This is a genomic window from Micromonospora sp. WMMD882, from assembly GCF_027497255.1.
Classification (GTDB): Bacteria; Actinomycetota; Actinomycetes; order Mycobacteriales; family Micromonosporaceae; genus Micromonospora.
In genome coordinates this window covers 5470510-5488941 of sequence record NZ_CP114903.1, presented here as the reverse complement: position 1 = coordinate 5488941, position 18432 = coordinate 5470510, and the positions used below count along the sequence as shown (strand labels likewise).

Sequence of the window (18432 nt, the reverse complement as noted above, 5' to 3'; positions counted from 1 at the left end):
CTTGGTCAGCTGGATCCGCCGAAGACCAGCAGCGCGCCCTTGGCGAACACGAAGTCGAATCCGACGACGAGCGCGGTGACCACCGTCACGAACGCGACCACCACCGCGGTGTAGGTCAGCAGCTCCTTGCGGGTCGGCCAGATGACCTTACGCAGCTCGGCCACGACCTCGCGGAAGAACCGCGCGACGCGCCCGAACAGTCCGACCTTGTCGTCCGACTTGGTCTTCGGCTTGCTGTCGGCGGACTCCGCCTTGGCCCGCGACTTGGTCGCGGTGCCACCCCGGGAGACCGGCTCGTCCGCGTCGGTGGCGTCCGTGGCGTCGTCGTCGGCCACGCCCTCGACGGTCTCGTCGTCGAGACGGTCGTCGCCGGCGTCCTCGCCGCGCCGCTTGTTGTCGGCCACTTCGCCCTCCGTCGCGGGATGTCGGTTCGTACGCCTGGTGGCGTACGCGGCGCTGGTCACGCCGGCCGGACCAACCGTCCCGCGACGGGCCGCGGCCGGCGGGACCAGCCGGGAGGGGCCCGATGCCTCGGAGCCACCCCGCTGATGCCACCACCACGGGCCGAACGCCGCCGGTGCGGCGGCGCGACCCACGGGAACGGTCAGGCCTGAGGCGCAGGGGTGACAGGACTTGAACCTGCAGCCTGCGGTTTTGGAGACCGCTGCTCTGCCAATTGAGCTACACCCCTGTGCGGCGACGCTCGCCCCGCACCGACACGCAGATCGGTACAGGGGTCACTTGCCCCACGGCGGACCAGTGTACGGGTACCTGCCCCAGTTTCCCAACCGGTCTGCCCCCAACAGGTCGCGATCCTCGTCGAAACCGCGCCCCGGCAGCGTCCCGCCGCAGGTCAGCGGGGTATCCGGACGGTCGCCCGCGCCTGGGCGAGCACCTTCTCCCCGCCGCAGGTGGCGGTCAGGTCCAGCCTGGTCAGCCCGTCCTCGGTGATCTCCCGCACCTTCGCGTCGACCACCACCTCGGCGCCCTCGTCGTCGTCCGGCACCACCACCGGGCGGGCGAACCGGACGCTGTAGTCGACCACCGCGTCCGGGGCGCCGGCCCACTCGGTGACCGCCCGGCCGACCAGCGCCATGGTGAACATGCCGTGCGCGATCACCCCGGGCAGGCCCACCGCGGTGGCGAACCGGTCGTTCCAGTGGATCGGGTTGAAGTCACCGGAGGCGCCGGCGTAGCGGACCAGGTCGGCCCGGGTGATCCGGTACGTCCTGGTGGGCAGGTCCAACTCGGTCATCTCACTCCTCCCCGCGTACGACGAGCTTCGACCAGACGGTGACCACCGGCTCGCCGGCGACCGTGGTGACGTCGGTGCGGGTGGTCAGGAAGCCCAGCCCACGACGGGTGTTGGCCTCCTCGATCACGTTCGCGCAGACCAGCTCGTCCCCGGCGACCACCGGACGGACGTAGGCGAACCGCTGGTCGCCGTGGACCACCCGGCTGTAGTCCACCGTCAGGTCGGGGTCCTCGACGACCTGACGGCTCGCCGCCATCGTGATCAGCACCGGGAAGGTGGGCGGGGCGACCACGTCGGCGTACCCGAGCTTGCGGGCGGCCTCCGGGTCGTGGTGGGCCGGGTCGGTGGCCCCGATCGCGGTGGCGAACTCACGGATCTTCTCTCGGCCCACCTGGTAGGGGGCGGTCGGCGGATAGGTCCGGCCGACGAAGGACGGGTCCAGTGGCATGCCGAGAACCTACACGTACGCGAAAACGCCGATCCGGTACGCGCTGAGGTGGCGGACATGCCGCGCCCTGCGCGCCGGATCGGCGTACGCGAACTGTGCGGAACCGGGCCGGCCGAGCGCCGGCCGTGGGTCAGCGGGTCTCGCGGTGGACGGTGTGCTTGCCGTCCCGGGGGCAGAACTTCTTCAGCTCGATGCGGTCCGGGTCGTTACGGCGGTTCTTTCGCGTGATGTAGTTGCGCTCCTTGCACTCCACACACGCCAAAGTGATCTTCGGCCGGACATCGGTCGCCTTCGCCACGGCGGAGTGCCTTCCTCGCTAGGATCAACTACGGCGTAGCAGCCTACGCGCTGACTACGCGGACATGCAAAGTGGGCGCCAATGGCGCCCGTTCCACCGACCACCGGGAGGTGCCCGGAGGACGAGAGTAGCGGTGGCCGGACTTGAACCGGCGACACAGCGATTATGAGCCGCTTGCTCTGCCATCTGAGCTACACCGCCGCGGGTGGGCCCAGCCGGACCCTCTGAGCCCCCTTACGGAATCGAACCGTAGACCTTCTCCTTACCATGGAGACGCTCTGCCGACTGAGCTAAGGGGGCCTACCCGATCACCCCTGCGGGGTGCCGCGCAGGGGTAACAGTACACGGCCGTTCCCCGGGAGTGAAATCGGATCCCCCGGTATCCGCCGGGGCGTCCGTCACGGCAGGTCAGGGCACCACACGCAGGCGACGGACGTCCGCGCTGGGCAACGCCTCGACCTCCGTCTGGGCCCCGAACCACGCCTCCAGCCGCTCGTACGGCAGCGGACGGCTGAACAGGAAACCCTGGCCGATGTCGCAGCCGATGTCCTCCAGCAGCTCCAGGGTCAGCTCGCTCTCCACCCCCTCGGCGACCACCGCCAACCCGAACTGCTGGGAGAGCGTGACCACCGCGTTGACGATCGCCAGGTCACCCGGATCGGTCGCCATGCCCTGCACGAAGGAGCGGTCCACCTTCACCTCGTGCACGGGCAGCCGCCGCAGGTACGCCAGCGAGAAGTAACCGGTGCCGAAGTCGTCCACCGAGAGCCGTACCCCGAGGTCACGTAGCCGCCGGAGGGTCGGGATCGGCCGGTCCGCGCCGTCCAGCACGCCGGTTTCCTTGATCTCGAAGGTGAGCTGGTGCGGCGGCACGTCGTACTCGGTCAGCAGCTCGCGGACCTGGGCCGGGAAGTGCCGGTCGGTGAGCGTACGGGCGGAGAGGTTGACCGCGACGGAGAGCGGCTGATCGGCGTGCGCCCAGTCCCGGCTGCGCCGCAGCCCCTCCCGCAACACCAGCTCGGTCAACCGGCCGAGCTGGCCGGTGTGCTCGGCCACCGCGACGAAATCCTCAGGCATGACCGTGCCGTGCGCCGGATGCTCCCAGCGGGCCAGGCACTCCACCCCGACCAGCCGGCGGTCCCGCAGCGTCACCTTGGGCTGGAAGTAGACCTCCACCTCGCCGGAGTCCAACGCCCGGCGCAGGTCACCGGCGATACCGAGCCGGCGCAGCGACCGGGACTCCAGCGCCGGGTTGAACAGTTGGACGCTGCCGGGCACGGACTTCGCCGCCGTCGCCGCCAGGTCCACCCGTTGCAGCAGGGTGGTCGGGTCCGCGCCGTGGTCGGGGTAGACGGCGACGCCGACCGCGGTGTTCACGTCCAGGGTGAGCGCCTCGAAGACCATCTCGTCGCGGATCTGCTCGCGCAGCCCGGCGGCCAGCTCCAGGGCCGCGTCGGCGCTCTCCACCCGCAGGGTCACCAGGAACTCGTCCCCGCCGAGCCGGCCCACCAGGGCGGCGGCCGGCGCCGAGGCGCGCAGCCGCGCGGCGACCTCGGTGAGGACGGAGTCCCCGGCGGCGTGCCCCAGGGACTCGTTGACCTGACGCAGGTCGTCGACGTCGAAGAGCAGGACGGCGACCACCTCGCCGGGGGCCCGGATCCGCACCGCCTCACCGAGCGCCTCGGTGATCCGCCGGCGGTTGGGCAGCTTGGTCAACCCGTCGTGGTACGCGTCGTGGCGCAGCCGGTCGACCAGGCGGTTGTTCTCCAGGGCGACCGCGGCGTGCGCGGCCACCGTCTCGAAGACCGGCACGTCGTCGGCGGTGAAGTGGCCCAGGTCGCTGAGCCGGTTCACCACCTCCAGGGTGCCGATCACCGCCTGACCCGAGCGCAGCGGCACCGCGATGACGTCCTTGACCCCGCTGTTGCGCAGCACGGCCTGCAACCGCTCGCCGCCGTCGAGCCGGACGCCCCAGGCCAGCGTGCGCCGCAGCCGGCGGGCCTCCTCCCGGACCACCGCCGGGGTCGGCGCGACGTCGAGCAGACCGGAGCTGTCCACCCGGGCGGTCAGCATGACCTCGGAGTGCCGGCCCTGGGCGGGCAGCCAGAGGACCGCGTACTCGGCCTGCATGAGCTTGCGGATCCGGCCGAGCAGCACGTCGATGAGGGTGCCGTCCTGCCCGCTGGCGGTCATCGCCCGGGTCAGCTCGTACATGTCGCCGAGCGTGCGGTGCTGGCGGAAGAACTGCGCGTAGGAGCGGTACACCACCACCAGCGCGACCGCGAGCACGGCGATCAGGACCAGCGCCCACCAGTTCGTCTCGATCGCGATCAGCACCACCAGGCCGACGATCACGTTGACCGCCGAGCTGAGCAGCTGCGGACCGCCGGTGCGGATCACCTCCCAGCCGGCCGGCCAGCCGTGCACCAGGGAGATCACCCCGCTGACCGCCGCCAGACCGGCCAGGGTGTTCACGCTGACCACGCCGAAGAGGGTGAGCCAGGTGCCCGGACTGCTGATCTCCTCCAGGGGAGGCAGCGCGGTCAGCACCAGCCCGGCGAGCGAGGCCGACGCGCCCGCCTTGGCGACGTTGAACCAGAGCTTGGTGGGCGAGATCCGGCTGCGGACCTGGAGGATGAGCACCGCCACGACGGCGATCACCACCACGGTCAGCGGCCGTAGCCAGAAGAACGCCAGGACCAGTGGTATCTCGGTGACATTGACCGTCAGGCCCTGCCGACGGATCACGAAGTGCAGCCGCTGGCTGCCGGCCGCCAGCATGATGACGAGCAGGGCGGCGGCCAGCGCCAGGTTCCGGGGCAGCGGCGGCGAGATGAGGGCGAGGGCCACCGAGCAGACGACGGCGAAGAGAGCCAGCGGACCGGTGATCAGCCAGGCCTGGTCGGTCGATCTGCGCGACGACGGGCGGACGCTCGGCATCCAGCTCCCTCAGTACTCGTAACTCGACGGGCCTCCAGCCAACCGCTCCTCGGCATCGCCGCGCGTTCCGTCGTGAGGCGCCGGCCACGGACCCCGGACCAGCCGGTCAGTGGCCGCCCGCCTCAGGGCAGGATGCTGCTGAGCAGCGACGGAGCGCTCCACTCGAAGTCGGCGAGCGGGCCGACGGTGTCGGTGCCGACAATGCTGCCGGCCGCCACGGAGAGGGCCAACAGCGCCATGACTGCGGCGAACCGGAGAGGCTTCCGACCAGACATCAGTGCGCTCCTGTCACGGGGGGTGCGGGGGAAGATGGATGGAGTTCCACGATCGTGCCACAGGGGCCCGAACGAGCAAAGGGTGAGACACCGGCCCTACCGGGGATTTGGCAGGTTCCGACCGTTCGTACATACCCCGGCTCCGATCAGGTGCCCCCATTTTCGGCGCTCATCTCATCATCTGCACCTTCCCGCGCATGTTGACGCACTACATGATTCACCACCAAACCCCAAGATCGGCATCAATGCTCCCACCGGTCACGTACCTCCACCTGCCCCGACGCCCCGGCGCTCCGTCACCCCCGACGGCCCGGCGCTCCGTCAACCCGTACGGTTCCGCGTCCCGCCGCCCCGCGAGCAGCACCGACGCGGAGCATCAAAAATAGAGGAATGTCGAACGACAGGGAAGCGGGCATCCGACTCTTGCGCTGAGCCGCTCCCGCAGTCCCGGGTCCATCCGCGACCCGCCCCGACGACGTCAGTGGGACTCCCCCCGCGCCACGAACCGACCCTCCCGCAGCAGCACACCGTCGAAAAAGGTCGGATCCGTCACCTCGGGCATCCGCACGGTCGTCACCCGCAGACCGGGGTGGCCCGGCTCCAGCGGTACGGCGTGCAGGTTCGCCGGCGCGCCGGGGGCGATCCGGCCGACGCCGCGCACCTCCCCGTCCGGCGTGTGCCAGACGTGGTACTCGATCTCGGGCCCCACGGTATTCACGAGATCGCCTCCTCGATGGCGTCGAGCATGATGAAGGACCAGGGTGGACTGCCGATGTGGTCGTGCCAGATCCCCTCCACGTCGGCGACCCGGGCCAGGGTGCCGTCCACGTGCGGGTAGACCGGGCCCACCGTGAGGCGCGCTCCGATCGGGGCCCCGCCGCCGACCACCCGGACCGGCCGGACCGAGTAGGCGACAGCCGTGTCCCGGGGAAAGCCGTGCAGGTAGACGCTGAAACTGTTGCCGGAGTACACGTACTCGAAGACGTATGCGGTGTATGCCATGCGTACCTCATCATGGAATGTGGCTTTTATTGGCAATCCCGCAGCCTACCGTGCCCACAACGGGCCTATCCCCGCAAATCGCCCGATCACCCGCGCGGTCCGCCGATGTCGTCCCGTCACGGCCGGCGTTGTCGACCGCCCTGGCCATGCCGTCCACCCGGCCTGGACCAGCCGCACCTGCCCCGCCCTCGGGGGAGGCCCGGACTCCGAAGGAGGTGAGGACCCGAACTCCGGAGGTGTGCGAGGGCCCGGACTCCGAAGGTGTGCGAGCGCCCGGACTCCGGCAGGGTGTGAGGGGACAGCGGAGGCTGTCGAGCTGCCCCAGATACGGGGCGCGTGCCCGCCTGGCACGAACCGGGCCCGGAGTCGTCGACAGCCCCAGGTCCGCCTCCCAGCGCTGACGCCGCCACCGGTCCGCCACCAAACGCTGACGCCGCCACCGGCCCGAACCTCCTCTGGACCAAGCCCGCGTCACCCGGTCTCCGCTCAGCTTTCTCTCCCTCACGGATCTTGGACAGTTTCCGTCTTATTACGACGGAAACTGTCCAAGATCCGGAGCCCGGTCTGGCGAGGCGGCGGGCACCGGGTCCGTCATGGTCGGCGCGGAGCAGGCAGCGTCGGCTCCAGCATCCGGGCGTCGCAGCAGACCGGTGCCGTACGGCCTGGCCGTCCTCGCGCGGGAGACCGTGGTCTCGCCCAGGTCGGCGCAGGGCAGCACACGCGTCCACCGACCGAGCAGCCGGGCGACTTCCCGGCCGACCGAGCAGCCGGGCGACTTCCCGGCCGGACGGCAGTCCCGCTTGACGGTGGCGCAGCACGCGTGACCGCCGGGCGAGACAGACCGCGCCGGGCAGGTCGGTGGCGGTGACGGGCAGATGGATGACGAACCGGTCGGGCACCAGCCGTAGCTCCACCCGTTCACCCGGCCGCGTCGGATACCACCGCGTCGGATACCACAGCTTCGGATACCACCGCTTCGGATGCATGCCCACCCAGCGACCGCGCCGGTCTCGCCGATCGGACCCGATGCGCGACAAGCTGCGGGGAACTTCTCCCTTCGCGCCCGCTGGCGCCCGGCGTCTCGGATGCCTGGGGCAGCGACAGCAGCCGCTGACGACAAAGGCCCCTGAGCCGCGTTTCCGCAGGTCAAGGGCCTTTACGTTGCCTGGTGGCGGGTAGAGGATTCGAACCTCTGTAGCTTTCGCGACGGATTTACAGTCCGCTCCCATTGGCCGCTCGGGCAACCCGCCAGGGCGTCGCCGCCACGCCGTAACGCGGCAGCGGAGCAAGGATAGCGGCTCGCCCCAGGGGCCACGCAACCGGGTACGGTCAGGGGGTCGCACCGCTGCGGTGGCGACCCGTGACACGTTCAGAGACCGCCGGACAGCAAGCAGGAGCAGAGGATCATGGCAGCCAACCCGTCGTTCGACATCGTGAGCAAGGTCGACCGCCAGGAGGTCGACAACGCCCTCCGGCAGGCGGAGAAGGAGCTCTCGACGCGATTCGACTTCCGGGGCACCGGCGCGGAGATCTCCTGGTCGGGTGAGGAGGCGATCAGCCTCCAGGCGGAGACCGAGGAGCGGGTGCGCGCCGCGCTGGACGTCTTCAAGGAGAAGCTGGTCAAGCGGAACATCTCGCTCAAGTCGTTGGACGCCGGCGACCCGCGTTCCTCCGGCAAGATCTTCAAGATCGACGCCAAGGTGATCCAGGGCATCGACTCGGACAAGGCCAAGTCGATCAGCAAGAAGATCCGCGACGAGGGGCCGAAGGGCGTGCAGGCGCAGATCCAGGGCGACCAGCTCCGGGTCACCGGCAAGAAGAAGGACGACCTCCAGGCCGTCATCACCCTGCTCAAGGCCGAGGACTTCGGAGTCGCCCTCCAGTTCACCAACTACCGCTGACCACCCACCCCGCACGGCCGGGGTGACGCACACCGCCCCGTATCCGGGGCAGCTCCAAAGGGCTTCGAGGAGGGGACTGGCCACCCGGACGACGGCCCCGCCCGAGCCTGCGCCGGCCGGTCCCGAGCGGAGCGGGCGCGAGGCGGGCGGGACCGGTGGCGGCGGTGACCAGGATGGCGGCATGGGACGCGACCACGACGAGGAGATCCCGCCGCAGTTACTGGGCTCCGCCGACCGGCGCGGGCTGAAGTACCGGCACACGCCGCCAGGCGTCAGCTTGTACGTCGGGGCCGCCGAAGCGACGAGCAACTCCACGCGTACCTGCGGTGGCGGCGGGAGCAGGACGGCCCGGCCGGGGAGACAGTGGTCGGTGACCTCCGCCGCGCGGCAGCGCGACCGGGGAGCGTGCGGCTACGGGACGTCCAGCGGGCGACGAGGCGGCGTACGTGCGGATGCGCTGCGACCCGACGATGATGGCCCACCTTGGTGGGCCGTACCCCCCGGGAGCTGGCCGAGGCGCAGGTGGGCCTGGCGTCGAACTGGTGGCCAGCGGTGGCGACCTGGTCAGGATGATCGTGGTGGACCGCCGGCGTCGGGAAGCGTGGCCGGCACGGCGACCCTCACCCGGCACGACGAGGACGCAACGCCGGGCGCGGAGATCGGCTGGCTGGTGCTGCCCGAGTACCAGGGGCAGGGGTTGGCCCGGTGAGCGTGCGCCCCGGTCAGGCCGGCTCGGGGGTCAGGCCGTGCTGCGCGCGTACCGCCCGGGTCTCGGCGGTGGCGATGGGGCCGCCGGGCCGGCCCGCCACCCCGGCCGCGACGGTGACCGCCGCCGCCGCGAAGACGAAGGCCCACGGGACACCGCCGGGCCGGTCGACGATCAGACCGGCGACGCCGCCGCCGGCGGCGCTCGCGCCCACCGACATGGTCATCACCCAGGTGTACGCCTCGTGCAACATGCCGGCCGGGGTGACCAGCCCGACCAGGGTGTTCTGCAGGGTGAGCGCGGGGCCGATGGTCACCCCGCCGAGGAGCAGCGCCACGCCCAGCGCCAGCGGACCGGGCATCACCGCGAACGTCAGGAAACTCGTCGCCAGGCCGCCCAGCAGCCAGGTGTACAGCCGGGTCATGGCGCGGGCCGGGTGACGGGCGCCGAACCACAGTCCGCCGGCCGCGCTGCCCAGCCCCCAGACCGCCAGCAGCAGGCCGGCCAGGCTCTGCGCGTCGGCGTCGGTGCGGGCGCTCGCGTACGCGGGGATGGTCACCGAGGCCGCGCCGAACGCCAGCCCGAGGCCCGCCACGCAGCACAGCAGCGCCGGGAAGCCCGGCACCCGTAGTGGGCCCAGCCCACGGGCGTGGGCGTGCCGGGGATGCGGTCGCCAGTTCCGCATGACCTGGCCGAGGGCGACGCCCGTGGTGCCGGCCAGGGTCGCCGCCGCCGCCCCGACCAGGGCCGCCGCCGCGTCGGCGACCAGCACGAACGCGGCCACCAGCAGCGGCCCGAGGACGAAGACCACCTCCATGACGGCGGTCTCGGCGGCCAGGGCGGTGCCGCGCAGGGCGTACCGGCCGCTGGCGACCGTGGTGAGCTGGTTCCACGCGCCCCGGATGGCGGCGGTCAGCGGCGGATACGTGGCGCCGGCCAGCCCCGCCGCGACGTAGACCAGGAGCAGTGAGTCGGCCCCGGCCCGGCTGGCGAGCAGCAGACCGAGCAGGGCGATCGGATGGGCGACCGCGGTGGTCAGCAGCACCGGGGTCGGGCCGATCCGGTCGGCGAGCCGCCCGACGACCGGGCTGCACGCCGCCCCCGACAGCGCGTACACCCCACCGGCGACGGCGGCCAGCGCGTAGCGTCCGGTGACCTCCTCGACCAGCAGCAGCAGCGCGAGCGGGGTCATGCCGACCCCGAGCCGGCCGACGACGCCGGTGACCAGCAGGACCGGCGCGCCGGGGATCCGCCAGACGGCCCGGTACCCGGCCTGGTAACGACGCGGTGCGGCCATCAGGTTCTCCTCGGGTACGCGCCGGCGGGCCGTCGTCGCCGGCACCTGCCCCGACCGGCTCCCCGCCCCTGTCTGCCCAACGAGCGGCAAGCCGGATCAGCGCCCTCCAGCGCCTACCGGGGGCTGCGCGCCGCGGGCCGAGGGGCCCGCGCGCCGAGGGGCCGCAGGGCCGCAGGGCCGCGCCAGATCGCCGAAACGGCGGTGTCCGCGTCTGGGGACACCGCCGTTTCAGGGATATTCAATTGATCACTGGCGGGGCAGGACCAGCGGGGCCGAGCGGCCGGCGCGGTGGGCGGTCAGCGCTGGAAATGGACCGGGCCGGTGTTCGCGGCGGCCATCCGCTCCAGGCGGCGTACCCGGTCCTCCATGCGGGGGTGGGTGGCGAAGAGCGCGGCGATCCCGCCCCCCTTCTTGAACGGGTTGTCGATCATCAGGTGAGCGGTGCTGGTGAGCTGCCCCTGGGCCGGCAACGGCCGACGCTGGGTACCCGTGTGGATCTTCCGCAGGGCGCTGGCCAGCGCCAGCGGGTCCCCGGTGAGCTGCGCGCCGGAGGCGTCCGCCTGGAACTCCCGGCTCCGGCTGATCGCCAACTGGATCACCGTGGCCGCGATCGGGCCGAGGATGATGGTCAACAGCAGCACGGCCGGGTTCGGGCCGTCCTCGTCGTTGCCGCCGAGCGGGATGAAGAAGGCGAGGTTCGCCAGCATGGTGATGATGCCGGCCAGGCCCGCCGCCACGCTGGAGATGAGAATATCCCGGTTGTAGACGTGCGACAGCTCGTGCCCGATCACTCCGCGCAACTCACGGTAGTCGAGGATCTCGGTGATGCCCTGGGTGACGCAGACCGCCGCGTTCTTCGGGTTGCGGCCGGTGGCGAAGGCGTTGGGCTGGGCGGTCGGGCTCACGTACAGCCTCGGCATCGGCTGCCGGGCCTCCGCCGCCAACTCCCGCACCATCCGGTACAGCTCGGGGAACTGTGCCTCGCTGACCGGTTGCGCCCGCATCGAGCGCAGGGCGAGCTTGTCCGAGTAGAAGTAGGTGACGCCGTTCATCAGCAACGACACGACGACGGCGACGACCAGGCCGCCACTGCCGCCGAACCAGTAGCCCACCGCCAGGATCAGTGAGGTGAGCAGGCCGAGCAGCGCGGCCGTCTTGAGACGGTTGTGGTGCACGATCACTCCTTCGGTGCCCGGATCGGCCCGGATCCCGCGCCGACATGTCGCCCACCGGGGTCCGTGCCCGGATCCGTGCGGGATCCGTCGACCGGTACAACACTCCGGTACCCGGTAACCGTCCCTCTCATGACTGTGAGTTACCTGGAAAGGGGACGGCAGACCGATCAGGTCAGGGCGAGCAGGAGTTGCGGGGCGAGGCCGAGGAGAACGGCGAGGGCGGTCGCGGCGGCCAGGGCGGTCACCACGACCCGACCCGGCCGGTCGGCGGCGGGCTGGCCGATGGCGGACCCGCCGATCGCGAGGCCGCCGGGCGCGGACCCGCCAGAGGCGGACCCGCTGGCGGCAGGATCGCTGGCGGCGGGCGTGCCGGTGGAGGGCACGTACAGGGTGGCGGCCACCCTGAGGTAGTAGGTCAGACCGAGCACCGCGTTCAGGGCCACCACCAGGGCCAGCCAGCCGGCCCCGCCGGTCAGCAGGGAACGCACCACGGTCACCTTGGCGAACAGCCCGGCCAGCCCCGGCGGCAGCCCGGCCAGGCCGATCAGGGCCAGCCCGAACGCCGCCCCCACCCAGCGCCGCCGCCGCGCCGCGCCCCGGTAGTCGTCGATCGCGCCGCCGTCCGCGCCGGCCGGGCGCAACGCCACCACGCCGGCGAACGCGGCGAACTCCAGCAGCACGAAGAACACCGCGTACGCGACGACGGCGGCGTACCCGGCGGCCCGGGCGTCCCCGGTGCGGCCGGCGGACAGCGCCAAAGCGCCCAGCGGGGCCAGGATGTAGCCGGCCTGCGCCACCGACGACCAGGCCAACAGCCGGACCATCCGGCGCTGCCGCAGCGCCACCAGGTTGCCGACGGTCATGGTGGCCACCGCGAGCAGGGCCAGTGTCGGGCCGGTCACGGTGGCCGGCAGGGCGTGCTGGACGACGGCTAGCAGCGCCACCACCCCGCCCAGCTTCGAGGCCGTCGACAGGTACGCGGCCACCGGCACCGGAGCGCCGTCGTACGTGGTCGGCGCCCAGGCGTGGAACGGCACCGCCGCCACCTTGAACGCCAGCCCGGCCAGCACCAGCGTCACCGCGACAGTGGTCAGCGGCAGGTCGAGCAGGGTGGACCCGTCGGTGAGGACGTCGCCCAGCGGGCGCAGGTGCAGCCGACCGGTGACCGCGTACAGCAGGGCCGCGCCGAGCAGGGTGACCGTGGTGGCCACCACGCTGACCACGAAGAAGGTGACCGCCGCCTCCGCCCCGGCCAGGCTGCCCCGACGCAGCCCGACCAGCACGTACAGCGGCAGGGTGAGCGTTTCCAGGGCGACGATCAGGGTGATCAGGTCGCCGGCCGCGGCGAGCACCACGCCGCCGGTCATCGAGCAGGCGAGGAGGAAGCAGTACTCCCCGGCCGGCGTCCGACCGGCCCGCAGCAGCGGCCCGGACAACGCCAGCACCCCGAGGGTGAGCAGGGCGAACACCACCCCGACCAGGCCGGCGCGGTCGTCGGCGACGTACGAGCAGCCGTCGTCGACGCAGAACGTGCCCCGGTCGTCGCCGGCCCCGACCAGCGCCGCGCCGAGCGCGGTGGCCGCCGCGCCGAGCGCCGCCACGGCCACCGTGACGCGCGGCCGGGCCACCAGCAGGTCGGCCAGGAGCACGAGTACGGCGGTCCCGGCGGCCAGGTACGCCGGGAGCAGCGCCACGTGGTCGACGGTCTGCACGAGACTCACGGGTGGATCACCTCCACGAGGGCGGCGACGGGCGACTCGGCGACGCCGAGCACCAGCGCCGGCACGAGCCCGACGGCCAGGGCGAGCAACGCCAGCGGCGCCCACACGACCCACTCCGGGACGGCGACACCTGCGGGAATGCCGACCACCGCCGGGCTGGGTCGGCCGTGGGTGACCCGACGCAGCAGGCGCAGCAGGTACGCGGCGGTGAGCGCCCCGCCCAGCGCCGCGAGCACGCCCAGCGTGGTCCACAGCGGCCCGCCGACCTCGATCGCGGCGACCACGGCGAACGCCTCGCCCCAGAAGCCGGCCAGGCCGGGCAGGCCGAGCGAGCCGATCGCGGCGAACGCGAGCAGCCCGGACAGTCGGGGCGCGGTCTCCCGCAGCCCGGACAGCTCGCCCAGCTCCCCGGTGTGGGTACGGTCCTTGATCGCCCCGGCCAGGAAGAACAGCAGACCGGTGAGGACGCCGTGGGCGACGTTGCCGATCAGCGCGGCCTGGATGCCGGTGGTGGTGAGGGTGGCCACGCCGAGCAGCACGAACCCCATGTGCCCGACGCTGGAGTACGCGATCAGCCGTTTCAGCTCGCTCTGGGCCAGGCAGACCAGTGAGCCGACGATGATCGCGGCGACGGCGAGCACGCCCAGCGCCGGCGCTGCCCAGCGGGCCCCTTCCGGGGCGACGCCGACGGCGACCCGGATCAGCCCGTACGTGCCCATCTTGAGCAGCACCCCGGCGAGGATCACGCTGCCGACGGTGGGCGCCTGGGTGTGCGCGGCGGGCAGCCAGGTGTGCAGCGGCCACAGTGGGCTCTTCACCGCGAACGCCAGCCCGAGCAGGACGAACGCGGCCATCTGGGCGCTCCGGGAGAGGCCGGCGCCGCCGGTCAGCGTGACGATGTCGGCGGTGCCGGCGGCGGAGACCACCACGTACACGCCGACCAGCAGCAGCACCGAGCCGGCCAGGGTGTAGAGGGCGAACTTCCGGGCCGCCGCCCGCGCGCCCGCCCGGTCCACCGGCCGGTACTCGGCGTGGCCGCGGGCGGGCGCGGCGTCGGCGGTGCCGCCCCAGCCGGCGATGACCGCGTACATGGGGAGCAGGACGACCTCGAAGAAGAGGAAGAACAGCACCAGGTCGAGGGCGAGGAAGGTGCCCAGGATGCCGACCTCGATCACCAGCAGCAACGCGACCAGGGCGCCGCCGCGCCCGCCGGCGGGTTCCCGCCACAGCGTGTACCCGCAACAGAGCAGGGTGAGCAGGGCGGTCAGCACGACCAGCGGGTACGAGATGCCGTCCACGCCGAGGTGGAAGCGCAGGTCCAGGGCGGGGGTCCAGGCCAGGTCGACCTGGTGCCAGGGTCGTACCGCGGGTTCGGTGACGGTGTACGCCGTCCACGAGCCGTCGCCGGTGGCCAGGGGCAGCGTGGCGAGCAGGGTGATCGCGGCGACGACCACGCCCACCAGTCGGGCCGGGTCGCGGGGCAGCGCGGCGACCACGGCCGCGCCGAGCGCCGGCACCGCCAGCACCGCGACCAGCAGGAACTGACCGAACGTCATGCCACACCCCCGAGCGGCTCGCCCCGGCGGACCGGACCCGCGTCGGCCCGGCTGGCGGCCGCCTGCCCGGTCCCGCGCCCGGGCCTCATCGGACGCCCCCGAGGACGGCGGCGGCGAGGCCGATCAGCAGCGCGCCGGCCAGCACCGCCACGGCGGCCCGGGGCAGGGCCGCCCGGTGCAGGGCGGCCAGCCCGCCGCCGAGCCCACGCGCGGCCCGTCCGCTGCCCTCGACCGCCCCGTCCACCACCTGCTCGTCGGCGGTACGGGCCAGTCGGGCCAGGCCGACGACCGGGCGTACCACCAGGGCGCGTTGGACGTCGTCGAGCCGGAACGCGGACGCGAACACGGGCCGCAGCGGACCCAGCGTGGCCGCCGGGTCGACGGTCGGGTCCCGCCGCCACCGCCACCAGGCCAGCCCCGCCCCGAGCGCCAGCAACGCCAGCGGCGGCAGCAGCTCCGGCCCGAGGTGGACCAGCTCACCGCCCGACGGGGCGGCCAGCTCACCGCCCGACGGGGCAGCCAGGTCACCGCCCGTCTGGGCGGCCAGCCGGTCGGTGAACGCCGGCTGGAAGGCGGCCAGGCCGAGCAGGGCGGCGGGCACGGCGAGCAGCAGGATCGGCCAGCGCATCAGGGCCGGCGGGTCGTGCGGGTGGGCCAGCTCGGCGCGGCGGGGGCCGAGGAACGTGCGCAGCAGCAGCCGGGTGGCGTACCAGGCGGTGACGGCGACGCCGAGCAGCCCGGCCAACCACACCAGCCAGCCCACCCAGGCGGGGGTCGGGCCGGCGTCGTGCAGCGCCGCCTCCTGCGCGGCGGCGAGCACGCTCTCCTTGCTGAAGAAACCGGACAGCGGCGGCAGCCCGGCCAGCGCGCCCAGCCCGACGACGGTGCACCAGAAGGTGACCGGCAGGTCGCGGCGCAGCCCGCCCATGCCGGACATCAGCGTGGTGCCGACGGTGTGGATGACCGCGCCGGCGGCCAGGAACAGCAGCGCCTTGAACGCGGCGTGGGTGAGCAGGTGGAACAGCGCCGCCGAGGGCGCGCCGACGGCCAGCGCCCCGGTCAGGTACCCGAGCTGGGAGACGGTGGACCAGGCGAGGACCCGTTTCAGGTCGTCCTGGGCGGTGGCGGCGAACGCGCCGAGCAGCAGGGTGACCGAGGCGGTCACGCCGAGCACGGTCAGCGTGACCGGGGCCGCCTCGAACAGCGGGTACAGCCGGGTGACCGCGTACACCCCGGCGGCGACCATCGTGGCGGCGTGGATCAGCGCGGAGATCGGGGTGGGGCCGGCCATCGCGTCCGGCAGCCAGGTGTGCAGCGGGAACTGGGCGCTCTTGCCGGCCACCCCGGCGAGCAGCAGCAGGCCGGCGGCGGTGAGCGTGCCGGTGGCGTGGTCGTGGGCGAGCACGTCGGCGATCCGGAAGCTGCCGGCGCTGACCCCGAGCAGCGCGATGCCGAGCAGGAATCCGACGTCACCCACCCGGGTGACCAGGAACGCCTTCGTCGCGGCGGCCGGGGCTTCGGGCAGCCGCCGGTCGTGGGCGATGAGCAGGTACGAGCAGACGCCCATCACCTCCCAGCCGACCAGCAGCAGGATCAGGTCCCCGGAGACCACCACCAGCAGCATCGCCGCGGTGAACAGGCTGATCTGCGCCGCGTACGGCGGGTAGCGGTGGTCGACGTCGACGTCGTCGTGCGGGCCGCGCCGCAGGTAGGCGACCGAGTAGACCTGCACGGCCAGGGCGACCGCGGTCACCGCGACGGCCACCGGCGCCGCCGCGCCGTCGAGCCGGACGCCGAGGGTGACCCGCAGCTCGCCGAGCATGATCCAGGTGCGGGCGGTCTCGGTCGGCGCGTCCACGGTGACCAGCAGCGCCACCGCGAGCAGCAGCGCCCCGGCCGCCCCGGCCACGCCGAGCCCGATCGCGGCCCGCCGCGCGCCTTCCCCGGGGGCGCGGCCGTCACCCCCGCCCCGGGCCGCGTCGCTGCCGGCGCGGCCTCGCGGGGACGGCGCGAGCAGCAACCCGGTCAACCCCGCCACCAGCGGTACGGCCGGCAGCAGCGCGCCGAGCGTCTGGGCGCGGTTCACCGGGCGACCTCCTCGGCGGGCGTCCCGGCGTCGTCGGCGCGTTCGGTCAACGGCACCTCGTCCACGGTCACGCTGGCCCGCAGCCGGTAGAGCTGGAGCACGATGGCCAGCCCCACCCCGATCTCGGCGGCGGCCAGCACGATCACGAACAGCGCGAACACCTGACCGCCGTGCGGCAGGGTGGCCCGGACCGTCGTGTCGGCGGTGACCAGGATCAGGTTGACCGCGTTCAGCATCAGCTCGACGGCCATCAGCACCAGCACGGCGTTGCGCCGCCGCAGCACGCCGTACCCGCCGAGGCCGAACAGCAGGGCGGCGGTGACGTACGGGATGACCGGCCTCACCTGACGGCTCCCCGGTCGTCGGGGCGCGCGCCGATCTCGGGGCGGCTGATCACGATCGCGCCGACCAGCGCGGACAGCAGCAGGACGGAGAGCACCTCGAACGGCAGCACCCAGCGCGCGAAGACCTCGACGCCGAGGCGTTCGGCGGTGCCCGCCTCGGGCAGCTCCACGGTCGACCAGCGGTACGCGTCGACCAGCAGGGCGGCCAGGCCCAGCCCGGCGCCGCCGCCGATCAGGGCGGCCGGCCAGCCGGGGCGGTCCAGGTCGTCGGAGGCCCCGATCGGGGCGCGGGTCAGCATCACCGCGAACAGCAGCAGCACCACCACCGCGCCGACGTAGATCAGCACCTGCACCCAGGCGACCAGCTCGGCGGTAAGGACGAGGTACAGCCCGGCCAGCGCGCCGAGGCAGACCACCAGGTACAGCCCGGCCCGGACCAGGTGCCGGGTGGTCACCACCAGCGCGCCCGCGCCGACCGTCACCGCGCCGAGCGCGAGCAGCAGCACGTCCGCGCCGGTCACCGCGCCGTCCCCTCCCCGGTCGGGGCGTCGGGGCGCACCGGAGCGGCGGTCGGCCGGGCGGCGGGCCCGGACGCGGCGGCGGCCTTGCGGGCGGCGGTGGTCTCCTCCTTGGCCGGCTCGCCGTTGGGGTCGTGCGCGGGCGGCGGCGGTACGGTCGCCATCCACTCCCCCAGGTGCTCCTTGTCGTGCAGCAGGTCCTTGATGTCGTACTCGGCGTACTCGAACTCGGGCGACCAGTAGAGCGCGTCGAACGGGCAGACCTCGACGCAGATGCCGCAGTACATGCAGAGCGAGAAGTCGATGTCGAACCGGTCGAGCACGTTGCGCTGCCGGGGGCGGGCCGCGCCGGGCACGGCCACCTCCTCCTTGTGCGAGTCGATGTAGATGCACCAGTCGGGGCACTCGCGGGCGCACAGCATGCAGACCGTGCAGTTCTCCGCCAGCAGGGCGATCACCCCCCGGGAGCGCGGTGGCAGCTCGGGGGCCACGTCCGGGTACTGCTGGGTGTGCGTACGGCGGGTCATCGTCCTCAACGTGACCGCCAGTCCCTTCACCAGGCCGCTCCCCGGCACCCCCTCGTCGCTCATGCCGTTCATCCTGCCCGGTTCCCCCGGCGCGCGCGACCACCACCCCGCACTTGCCGGCGGTACGGTGGACGACGGGGAGAACGATGCCGATCGCCCGGATCACCCCCCGGCGCCGCTGACCGGGGCAGCGCCCCGACCCGGAATCACCCTCACGGCCCGGCGCGCGGACACCGATGATGTCCAGCGCCAACGCCGGTGACTCTCCGTGTCAACATCCTCGGCGATGGCGCTCGTGTGCGGTGAGTGACTTCTCCGCGACCAAGAGACGCCGCGCTACGCCCTTTGCTCTGCACCCGGATACGCGACACCGCCGCGAGCAG

The 18432-nt window shown here is 73.0% G+C and carries 18 protein-coding genes and 4 tRNA genes; 2 read left to right on the top strand and 20 right to left on the bottom strand.

Going from position 1 to position 18432, the window contains the following annotated elements; translation table 11 throughout:
• Positions 1 to 5: 5 nt before the first annotated feature.
• The 12 genes from secE to O7606_RS23555 all read right to left on the bottom strand — a co-directional run bounded on the left by secE (position 6) and on the right by O7606_RS23555 (position 7468).
• Positions 6 to 404, bottom strand: a complete 399-nt coding sequence (gene secE, locus O7606_RS23610) for a preprotein translocase subunit SecE (protein WP_281596202.1) — start codon at positions 402 to 404, stop codon at positions 6 to 8.
• A gap of 214 nt (positions 405 to 618) precedes the next feature.
• Positions 619 to 691 (bottom strand) — tRNA-Trp (locus O7606_RS23605).
• A gap of 162 nt (positions 692 to 853) precedes the next feature.
• The gene (locus O7606_RS23600; protein ID WP_281599837.1) at positions 854 to 1246 is read right to left on the bottom strand and encodes a MaoC family dehydratase; all 393 of its coding nucleotides are present in this window, start codon (positions 1244 to 1246) and stop codon (positions 854 to 856) included.
• Between the two features lie 10 nt (positions 1247 to 1256).
• Positions 1257 to 1703 carry a MaoC family dehydratase N-terminal domain-containing protein gene (locus tag O7606_RS23595; protein ID WP_281596201.1) on the bottom strand — a complete coding sequence of 149 codons (447 nt, stop codon included), beginning with the start codon at positions 1701 to 1703 and terminating at the stop codon, positions 1257 to 1259.
• A gap of 130 nt (positions 1704 to 1833) precedes the next feature.
• Positions 1834 to 2001, bottom strand: coding sequence for a 50S ribosomal protein L33 (gene rpmG, locus O7606_RS23590; RefSeq protein ID WP_013288652.1), 168 nt, complete (start codon positions 1999 to 2001; stop codon positions 1834 to 1836).
• A 128-nt stretch (positions 2002 to 2129) separates the two neighbouring features.
• Positions 2130 to 2202: transfer RNA gene (locus O7606_RS23585), tRNA-Met, on the bottom strand.
• Positions 2203 to 2228: 26 nt separating this feature from the next.
• Positions 2229 to 2301: transfer RNA gene (locus tag O7606_RS23580), tRNA-Thr, on the bottom strand.
• 108 nt (positions 2302 to 2409) lie between these two features.
• On the bottom strand, positions 2410 to 4941 hold the full coding sequence (locus O7606_RS23575; protein WP_281596200.1) for a bifunctional diguanylate cyclase/phosphodiesterase: 2532 nt from the start codon (positions 4939 to 4941) through the stop codon (positions 2410 to 2412).
• A 122-nt stretch (positions 4942 to 5063) separates the two neighbouring features.
• Entirely contained in the window at positions 5064 to 5216 is a 153-nt protein-coding gene (locus tag O7606_RS23570) for a hypothetical protein (RefSeq protein ID WP_281596199.1), read from the bottom strand.
• A gap of 478 nt (positions 5217 to 5694) precedes the next feature.
• Positions 5695 to 5934, bottom strand: coding sequence for a hypothetical protein (locus O7606_RS23565; RefSeq protein WP_281596198.1), 240 nt, complete (start codon positions 5932 to 5934; stop codon positions 5695 to 5697).
• The gene (locus tag O7606_RS23560; RefSeq protein ID WP_281596197.1) at positions 5931 to 6218 is read right to left on the bottom strand and encodes a hypothetical protein; all 288 of its coding nucleotides are present in this window, start codon (positions 6216 to 6218) and stop codon (positions 5931 to 5933) included. The genes O7606_RS23565 and O7606_RS23560 overlap by 4 nt, the downstream gene beginning before the upstream one ends.
• A gap of 1166 nt (positions 6219 to 7384) precedes the next feature.
• Positions 7385 to 7468, bottom strand: a tRNA-Tyr gene (locus O7606_RS23555).
• Between the two features lie 156 nt (positions 7469 to 7624).
• On the opposite strand from O7606_RS23555, the gene O7606_RS23550 reads away from it, so the two are divergent.
• Together O7606_RS23550 and O7606_RS27685 are read left to right on the top strand one after the other, a co-directional pair.
• Entirely contained in the window at positions 7625 to 8119 is a 495-nt protein-coding gene (locus O7606_RS23550) for a YajQ family cyclic di-GMP-binding protein (RefSeq protein ID WP_281596196.1), read from the top strand.
• 601 nt (positions 8120 to 8720) lie between these two features.
• Entirely contained in the window at positions 8721 to 8828 is a 108-nt protein-coding gene (locus O7606_RS27685) for a GNAT family N-acetyltransferase (RefSeq protein WP_348651123.1), read from the top strand.
• Between the two features lie 13 nt (positions 8829 to 8841).
• Here O7606_RS27685 and O7606_RS23545 read toward each other — a convergent pair whose 3' ends face one another.
• The 8 genes from O7606_RS23545 to O7606_RS23510 all read right to left on the bottom strand — a co-directional run bounded on the left by O7606_RS23545 (position 8842) and on the right by O7606_RS23510 (position 18121).
• Entirely contained in the window at positions 8842 to 10122 is a 1281-nt protein-coding gene (locus O7606_RS23545; protein WP_348651122.1) for an MFS transporter, read from the bottom strand.
• Positions 10123 to 10418: 296 nt separating this feature from the next.
• Positions 10419 to 11297 (bottom strand): zinc metalloprotease HtpX, encoded by an 879-nt coding sequence (htpX, locus tag O7606_RS23540; protein WP_281596195.1) that lies wholly within the window; start codon positions 11295 to 11297, stop codon positions 10419 to 10421.
• 167 nt (positions 11298 to 11464) lie between these two features.
• The gene (locus O7606_RS23535) at positions 11465 to 13018 is read right to left on the bottom strand and encodes a proton-conducting transporter membrane subunit (RefSeq protein WP_281596194.1); all 1554 of its coding nucleotides are present in this window, start codon (positions 13016 to 13018) and stop codon (positions 11465 to 11467) included.
• On the bottom strand, positions 13015 to 14574 hold the full coding sequence (locus O7606_RS23530; RefSeq protein ID WP_281596193.1) for an NADH-quinone oxidoreductase subunit M: 1560 nt from the start codon (positions 14572 to 14574) through the stop codon (positions 13015 to 13017). The genes O7606_RS23535 and O7606_RS23530 overlap by 4 nt, the downstream gene beginning before the upstream one ends.
• An 85-nt stretch (positions 14575 to 14659) precedes the next feature.
• Entirely contained in the window at positions 14660 to 16660 is a 2001-nt protein-coding gene (locus O7606_RS23525; RefSeq protein WP_281596192.1) for an NADH-quinone oxidoreductase subunit L, read from the bottom strand.
• Positions 16657 to 17004: an NADH-quinone oxidoreductase subunit NuoK gene (gene nuoK, locus O7606_RS23520; RefSeq protein WP_281596191.1), complete on the bottom strand. Its 348-nt coding sequence runs from the start codon at positions 17002 to 17004 to the stop codon at positions 16657 to 16659. Before nuoK ends, O7606_RS23525 begins: the two co-directional genes overlap by 4 nt.
• Positions 17001 to 17525, bottom strand: a complete 525-nt coding sequence (locus O7606_RS23515) for an NADH-quinone oxidoreductase subunit J (protein WP_281596189.1) — start codon at positions 17523 to 17525, stop codon at positions 17001 to 17003. The genes nuoK and O7606_RS23515 overlap by 4 nt, the downstream gene beginning before the upstream one ends.
• Positions 17522 to 18121, bottom strand: a complete 600-nt coding sequence (locus O7606_RS23510; protein WP_281596188.1) for an NADH-quinone oxidoreductase subunit I — start codon at positions 18119 to 18121, stop codon at positions 17522 to 17524. Before O7606_RS23510 ends, O7606_RS23515 begins: the two co-directional genes overlap by 4 nt.
• Positions 18122 to 18432 lie beyond the last annotated feature (311 nt).